Origin of the sequence: Enterococcus sp. RTP21361st1_A6_RTP21361_211029, assembly GCF_040910045.1 — a bacterium.
In the GTDB taxonomy this organism is placed as follows: Bacteria; Bacillota; Bacilli; order Lactobacillales; family Enterococcaceae; genus Enterococcus_D; species Enterococcus_D gallinarum.
Window position 1 is genome coordinate 1 of record NZ_JBDGBK010000121.1, and the last position, 7,181, is coordinate 7,181.

Genomic DNA, 7,181 nt, shown 5'->3' on the forward strand with positions numbered 1-7,181 from the left:
TTCGTTTTCATAAATCTATTATAAAAGAAAAGACTGTAGACATCATCCATAAAATGGACTTTGTCTACAGTCTGAAACATCTTAATTGATGTTTTTTGTTTGCACAGAATTTTTCCGATAAAAGATGTTCCGGAGCAAACTTTCTCCGTTTATTTTCTAGTCCTGAGAGATTGCCCCATGCATCTTACCTCTTATCTATTATTGCTTGATGGCCGCTTCTATCGCTTGCCAAGCTTCTTCTTTCCCCTGTTTAGTGATGGAAGAAAAAAGAATAAAGGTGTCTGCTGGATCGAATTCCAGCGCTTTTTTGATCACACTTTCATGCTTGTTCCATTTCCCGCGAGGAATCTTGTCTGCTTTCGTGGCCACCACGATTACTGGGATCTCATAATATTTCAAAAACTGATACATTTGAATATCTTCCTGAGAAGGCGCATGGCGCAGATCCACTAGAGAGACGACTGCCCGCAGCTGCTGTCTCTCTGCAAGATACGTCTCGATCATCTTCCCCCACTTTGCCCGCTCCGTTTTTGAAACTTTTGCATAGCCATATCCTGGCACATCCACAAAATGCAAGGTGTTTTCAATCAAGTAAAAATTCAATGTTTGGGTCTTACCAGGTTTCGAAGACGTTCGCGCTAAATTTTTTCGATTAATCAATGTATTGATAAAGGAAGACTTCCCAACATTGGAACGACCCGCTAACGCGATTTCCGGTAAATGCGTATCCGGATATTGTGCCGGTGAAACAGCACTGATCACAATTTCTGCATCATGTACTTTCATCTGCTCGCTCCCTTCTAATAAAATCTCATATGCTTTCAGAAAGAAAGTCGGATAGTCATCAAACTATCCGACTTACTAAAATTAAACTGCTTTTTTTGTTTCTTCATTATAAATGATTGTCGGTTCACCGATTTCTTTGGCTGCATCTTCGGTAATAATGACTTTTTCAATCGACTCATCAGAAGGAACATTGAACATCACGTCCATCATGATATTTTCGATAATCGAACGTAAACCACGAGCACCCGTATTGCGTTCGATCGCTTTATCCGCAATCGCGCGTAGAGCAGCTGGTTCAAACTCAAGCTCAGTATCGTCTAATGCTAACAGTTTTTGGTATTGTTTGACTAGCGCATTTTTCGGCTCCGTCAAAATACGGACCAAGTCATCGGTCGTCAATTTGTCTAAAGCTGCCATAACCGGCAAACGGCCAATAAATTCTGGGATCAAGCCGAATTTCAACAAGTCTTCAGGAATGATATGTTGCATGATGCTTTCATCTTCTGAGAACCGTTTGTTGTTCGTTCCAAAACCGATCGTTTTTTCACCCATCCGGTTTTTAACGATGGTATCAATCCCGTCAAATGCACCACCAACGATGAATAAAATATTCGTCGTATCGATTTGAATCATTTCTTGATGAGGATGCTTCCGTCCACCTTGAGGCGGTACACTTGCTTGTGTCCCTTCCAAGATCTTCAGCAACGCTTGTTGCACCCCTTCACCCGATACATCTCGCGTGATCGAAACATTTTCGCTTTTACGAGCGATTTTGTCGATTTCATCAATATAAATGATGCCCTTTTCTGCCATTTCAACGTTATAGTCCGCTGCTTGCAGAAGTTTCAGCAAAATATTTTCTACATCTTCTCCGACATATCCAGCTTCCGTCAAGCTGGTGGCATCGGCGATAGCAAATGGCACATTCAATGAACGGGCCAATGTTTGAGCAAGGAACGTTTTCCCAGAGCCAGTTGGTCCAATTAGACAAATATTGCTTTTTTGCAACTCAACGTCTTCTGCGGTCGGCTCAACGTTCACTCGTTTGTAATGATTGTAAACCGCTACAGCAAGTGTCTTTTTCGCACGATCTTGTCCGATGACGTAATCATTTAATATATGCAGCAATTCTTGTGGTTTAGGTACCTCGGTAAATTCACGAATGGCTTCTTCGTAGAACTCTTCGTCAATGATCTCCTTGCACAAGTCGATACATTCATTACATATGTATACACCAGGACCGGCAACGATCTTCTTTACTTCCTCTTGCGTCTTCCCGCAAAAAGAACAACGAACAGCGTCATTTCCATTTGTGTTGTCGTACATACTGTTCACCCCTTGATAAATTTCTAACCTGTAAAGGAGTGGAATTGGTTTTACTATCTTTACAGTCTTTAATCATCTTATCATAACTCATTTGAAAGAAAAAGCTATTTCTCATGGCCGTTACGTTTTCTTAGCAATTGACCACGTCCGCAAAATAAGTCAAGATCCTCCTGCTCAAAAAGGCAAAGTAAGCAAAAAACGATCGTATGAAATATACACACCATTGCTTTTTGATCAATCAAAAAGGGCAAACATCGGAAAAGACGTTTGCCGCTCTTTTGATGAAAATTAAGCTTCTTTCGCCGTACCAGTTACGATTTCAACGGCTTTCTTCATTGTGATGTCATGTTTCAACATATCTTCTGTCAAGACGCGTTTGATTTGATCAACAGGCATGTTGTAAGCTTCTGAAAGCTCTTGAATTTCTTTTTCGATGTCTTCTTCAGTTGCTTCCAAACCTTCTGCTTTTGCGATTGCTTCAATCACAAGGTTAGTTTTCACACGAGTTTCTGCTTCGCCTTCAAATTGTTGATGCAAGTCAGCTTCCGTTGAACCAGTCAATTGATAGTACATTTCTGGTGAAATTCCTTGACGTTGCATGTTGTTCAAGAACTCATCCATTGAGCGGTGAACTTCGTCATGGACCATTGAATGTGGTAATTCAACGATTTCTGCGTTTTCAACTGCTTGGCGAATCGCTGCTTCATCTTTTGCATCTTCAGCAGCTTTTTCTTTTGTTTCTGTCAATTCTTTGCGGTATTTTTCTTTTAGTTCAGCAAGTGTTTCAACGCTATCATCAACATCTTTGGCAAATTCATCATCTAATTCAGGCAATTCTTTTGCTTTGACTTCGTGAACTGTTACTTTAAAGACCGCATCTTTACCTGCTAGATCTTCTGCTTGATAATCTTCAGGGAAAGTGACGTTGACTTCTTTGCTTTCGCCAGCTTTCACTCCTACTAATTGATCTTCAAAACCTGGGATGAAAGAGTTAGAACCCAATTCTAATGAATAGTTTTCGCCTTTGCCGCCTTCAAATGTTTCTTCACCTAAGAAACCTTCAAAGTCGATAACGACTGTATCGCCATTTTCAGCAGCTTCGTCTTCTTTGATGACTAACTCAGCTTGTGCTTCTTGTTCACGTTTGATGCGAGCATCTACGTCTTCTTCTGTTACTTCACGATCTTGTTTTTCAACAGTCAACTCTTTGTAATCACCAAGTTTAACTTCTGGTTTCACAGTCACTTCTGCTTTGATCACCCAGTCTTGACCTTTTTCCATGCTGTCAACATCGATTTTTGGTTGTGATACTGGATCAATACCAGCTTCTTTAACTGCTGCTTCATAAGCTTCTGGCAAGACAGCATTCAATGCATCTTCATACAATGCTTCTTCTCCGTACATACGGTTAAATACTTGGCGAGATACTTTTCCTTTACGGAAGCCAGGTACGTTTAAGTTGCCTTTCACTTTATTAAATGCAGTCGTCAAGCCTTTTTGGATTTCAGCTTGCTCGATCGAAAATGTCAATACACCATCATTGGTGCCTGTTTTTTCCCATTTTGCAGTCATTTATTTCCCTCCGAATAACAATTATATTTTACATATGAAATAGTTTCATGCATACCTTTAAATAGTACACTAACGTTCTTTAATTGTAAACATTTTACCTAGAAACTTCTCGTTTTTTTCTTGAGTGATCTGCTTTCAGAATTAGAAAGAACCCAAAATCTTTCGTAATCTTGTTTTCTTACGTTGGATCTCCTCGTCGATCGCTTGTGGTTCGCTTTTTGCAAAAAGATCTTGATACTCATCGATATAGCTTTGTACCCAGCGATCAATCTCTTGGGTTTCTGGCAAGAACGGATAGCTTAAAGCAAAATGATCATTCAACTCTTCTAAAATGCCTTCTGCTAAGGTTGGATTTTCTTGCCCGATTCGTTCATTCACAGCTTGTCGCATTTGGCTGAAAACTGGCACTTCCCTCAATAAAGATAACTGATTGGGAATGATCTGCCGTTGATCCCCCATGTAGTCTATCAATTCAAACTGCTGTGAACTTCCTAAACGGACAAGTTCTTCTACTAGTTTTGGTAACAAAAAAGGATTCGTTAACTGAGGAAGCAGCTCCGTCATCAACGATACAAACTGATCCTTTGTGAGTCCTTGGGAAAAAACGTGCCATGTGTGCCCGCTAACTGGTTGGTTGCTGCTGTCCATTGCAAGCAATGACTGTTTTTTTCCTAAAAAATCTTCCAAACCAAGTATTTGTTGAACTTCTTCTACTTTATCCAATTCTTTCACTAAATTTTCGCTTGCCGCTTCAGAGATCACCGAAAATTCCTCTGCGAGTCTTATCCATTTTCTCGCTTGCAAGTATTGACCATCAAGAATCAACAAATGACCAATTTGAACAAAACCATTTGGATCTTGTAGGTATTCATCCAAGAAATCATCTGCCACTTCCAACGCTTTTGCAAAATCAGCCAGTTGCTGTAAGCACTTAACGAGAGACTGATTGATCTCAAAAGAAGAATGCTCAGTATAAATTTCCTGGTAATCATGGTAAGCCTTCAGATAATCTTTTGCCTGATATGCTTTTTCTGCTGAATGACGCAGGCGGTCTTCAGGTTTTGGAAACTGGATCGTGTCTCCCATATCTCATTCTCCTTTATCTGTAATCGATCTGCAATCGCACTTCCGCTTGTATGGTGCAATCTTCTGGTAGCAAGACCGCTTTTCAACGGGTCAGTCTTCGTTTGCCTCAAATAGAGACTGACCGCTCATTACGCTATTGTCTATTCTTGTTACATATTGGCATTTGCCTGTTTATTGAATGCTTTAATCAAATTGATAGTAAACACACTGGTCTCAGAAAAATAATCTCCGGCATGCTGCTTTTCTTTAGTAAAAATCACTGGCAAATAACCGCAATAAAAGAAAGGATTGAATTGCAAAACGTAGCGCATACACAGTTCTCTTGTCAGAACTGTTTTCCAACTCAAATCAGCTTCTGTAAATGACACGACCCGAATACCGAAAATCATCTTACCTACCGTTTGTCCCTGATTGAACTTTGTTAATAAAACAAAATAGCCTAAGTAGATGGCCAACGAGAGTAACTGGTAGAGTCCAAAAGGATGCCCGCTACTTGACCAACCACCTAAGTGATAGATCGTATCCAGAGTAATTCCTGTAATAGCTCCGATACAAAGTACATCTACGAGATAAGCAAATAGCCGAATCCAAAACCCAGCAAAAAAGTAATCTGGAAAATCATTCACTCGTCTGCGTTCTTTCTGTTTGTCTTCTATCCCCTCATACCGTTGCCATTCTTTTTGTCGCTGATCAATCTCTTCCTCGCTAAATTCTTTTCTCTTAAACGAGCCCAATACTTGTTGATAGAAATCATCTGGATGATTCGTCACAGCGGCCTCTTGATTTGGGGTATCCACAGCTAGTTGTGCTTCTTGATTCGCCTGCTCTGTAGAGATTCCAGAGGTCGACTCTAGATTTTCCAGAGTTACGTTTTCTGCTCCTTGTTCAACAGGTTGTTGTTTGATTCGTGGCTCTTTCGTTTCTTTTTCAGGCATAGTTATTCACCTCCATAATAATAAAGAGGTTTCGGCGCATCCATCGTACCCAGGCTTTCTACTACTTGCAAAAGACGACTAGACTCAGATGCCTTCAGCCCTTGAAACTCTGCCAGCTTTGAACCCAGCCATGTAGAAGCGAACCCTGTGGAACCGACACCATATTCAAAAATTTCCGCATCCTCTAACCCTTGATCTGCTTCTAATGCAGCGAAGGCGTCCTCAGGAAACCCAATTTCGTCAACTAACCCGTTCTCCACAGCTTGTTGACCATCATAAATCCGTCCGTCAGCAATTTTTCTAACAGCTTCTTCTGACATGCCTCGTCCTTCAGCTACAATGGAAACAAAGCGTCCGTATGCATTATCCACGTAAGTTTGCAGAACTTTCTTGTCCTCATCGGTAGCGGCTCTTGTAGAGGAACCCATATCTTTCAAGGCACCACTTTTATAGGTGCTATCTTCGATCCCTAATTTATCCAATAAACCTGAATAATTCAATCCAGACATAATAACTCCGATAGAACCTGTCACGGTTTCATCTGTGGCAAAGATTTTGTCCGCACCCGCTGAGACATAATAACCACCGCTAGCTGCGGTGTTCTTCATACTAACATAGACAGGAATTCCAATTTCTTTGATCTTTTTCATTTCACGAGCAATCTCTGCACTTTCGTAAACTCCGCCCCCAGGCGAATTCACTTCAAATAGAATCCCTTTGATCGTTGGGTCCTCTTGCGCGGCACGTAATTCTTCCAGAAATAATTGATGATCATATCCTTCTGTTGAGAACAATCCACCACCTGAAGTATTCGCAATCGTCCCTTCCAAAGTCAAGCGAAGGATGCGGTTATTGCTATCTCCAGCCGCTATTTGATGTTCCTCCAATTCATTGCTTCCGTATAAAAGAGCATTCAATCCGTCCAGTGACGACTCTTCATTTGCTGGCGGAGCCATCAAAGCAAAAACACCTGAGCACACAAACAATCCAATTGCAATCGCAACAGCCACCCATCTTCTCTTATTCATTTTTCCACTCCTTTTTAATAGCGGTTCTCAATCACAATTACCGCTTCAACTAGTCCACTTGCATCGAATTTTTCGCTTTTTTCTTTCAATGCGTAGCCGCCGAAATATTCTTTAGTTAATTCATCTTGCACTCGAAACGCTTGTGCTTCTTGAACAGAGATTGCACCCGGAAGAATTTCCTGCAGGCTGTCCCAACCAGTGTCTAACATGATTTTTGTATCATCATTGACATTTTCTTGTTTCTCTAATCTTTCCACTATTTCCTTTAACTCGGAAAACGTCATACATTGTACAGTTTCTGACATCTTCATCCCTCACTTTCTTCTGTCATTGTATCGAAATTAAAAAAAAAAGGATAGTCAAAAAGGACAATTGAAGCGACCCCCAAAAGTTAGACCAAAAAATCTAACTTTTGGGGGTCGTTATTTGTATGGCAAAATATCCTTTT

The 7,181-nt window shown here is 40.7% G+C and carries 7 protein-coding genes; all 7 read right to left on the minus strand.

Going from position 1 to position 7,181, the window contains the following annotated elements:
• Positions 1-198: 198 nt before the first annotated feature.
• Positions 199-786, minus strand: coding sequence for a ribosome biogenesis GTP-binding protein YihA/YsxC (gene yihA / locus AB5Z52_RS15205; protein WP_003126435.1), 588 nt, complete (start codon positions 784-786; stop codon positions 199-201).
• An 81-nt stretch (positions 787-867) separates the two neighbouring features.
• Positions 868-2,112, minus strand: coding sequence for an ATP-dependent Clp protease ATP-binding subunit ClpX (gene clpX, locus AB5Z52_RS15210; protein WP_005471356.1), 1,245 nt, complete (start codon positions 2,110-2,112; stop codon positions 868-870).
• A 288-nt stretch (positions 2,113-2,400) separates the two neighbouring features.
• Positions 2,401-3,684, minus strand: a complete 1,284-nt coding sequence (gene tig / locus AB5Z52_RS15215; protein WP_003126431.1) for a trigger factor — start codon at positions 3,682-3,684, stop codon at positions 2,401-2,403.
• A gap of 141 nt (positions 3,685-3,825) precedes the next feature.
• Positions 3,826-4,770 (minus strand): hypothetical protein, encoded by a 945-nt coding sequence (locus tag AB5Z52_RS15220; RefSeq protein WP_003126430.1) that lies wholly within the window; start codon positions 4,768-4,770, stop codon positions 3,826-3,828.
• A gap of 149 nt (positions 4,771-4,919) precedes the next feature.
• Positions 4,920-5,705, minus strand: a complete 786-nt coding sequence (locus AB5Z52_RS15225) for an RDD family protein (RefSeq protein ID WP_124019008.1) — start codon at positions 5,703-5,705, stop codon at positions 4,920-4,922.
• Positions 5,706-5,707: 2 nt separating this feature from the next.
• On the minus strand, positions 5,708-6,733 hold the full coding sequence (gene sppA / locus AB5Z52_RS15230; RefSeq protein ID WP_003126428.1) for a signal peptide peptidase SppA: 1,026 nt from the start codon (positions 6,731-6,733) through the stop codon (positions 5,708-5,710).
• Positions 6,734-6,747: 14 nt separating this feature from the next.
• Positions 6,748-7,038 (minus strand): hypothetical protein, encoded by a 291-nt coding sequence (locus AB5Z52_RS15235; RefSeq protein ID WP_003126427.1) that lies wholly within the window; start codon positions 7,036-7,038, stop codon positions 6,748-6,750.
• Positions 7,039-7,181: the final 143 nt, after the last annotated feature.

Coding starts and splice junctions, on each gene's coding strand:
- yihA (WP_003126435.1), bottom strand. CDS start 786: ATGAAAGTACATGATGCAGAAATTGTGATCAGTGCTGTTTCACCGGCA.
- clpX (WP_005471356.1), bottom strand. CDS start 2,112: ATGTACGACAACACAAATGGAAATGACGCTGTTCGTTGTTCTTTTTGC.
- tig (WP_003126431.1), bottom strand. CDS start 3,684: ATGACTGCAAAATGGGAAAAAACAGGCACCAATGATGGTGTATTGACA.
- AB5Z52_RS15220 (WP_003126430.1), bottom strand. CDS start 4,770: ATGGGAGACACGATCCAGTTTCCAAAACCTGAAGACCGCCTGCGTCAT.
- AB5Z52_RS15225 (WP_124019008.1), bottom strand. CDS start 5,705: ATGCCTGAAAAAGAAACGAAAGAGCCACGAATCAAACAACAACCTGTT.
- sppA (WP_003126428.1), bottom strand. CDS start 6,733: ATGAATAAGAGAAGATGGGTGGCTGTTGCGATTGCAATTGGATTGTTT.
- AB5Z52_RS15235 (WP_003126427.1), bottom strand. CDS start 7,038: ATGTCAGAAACTGTACAATGTATGACGTTTTCCGAGTTAAAGGAAATA.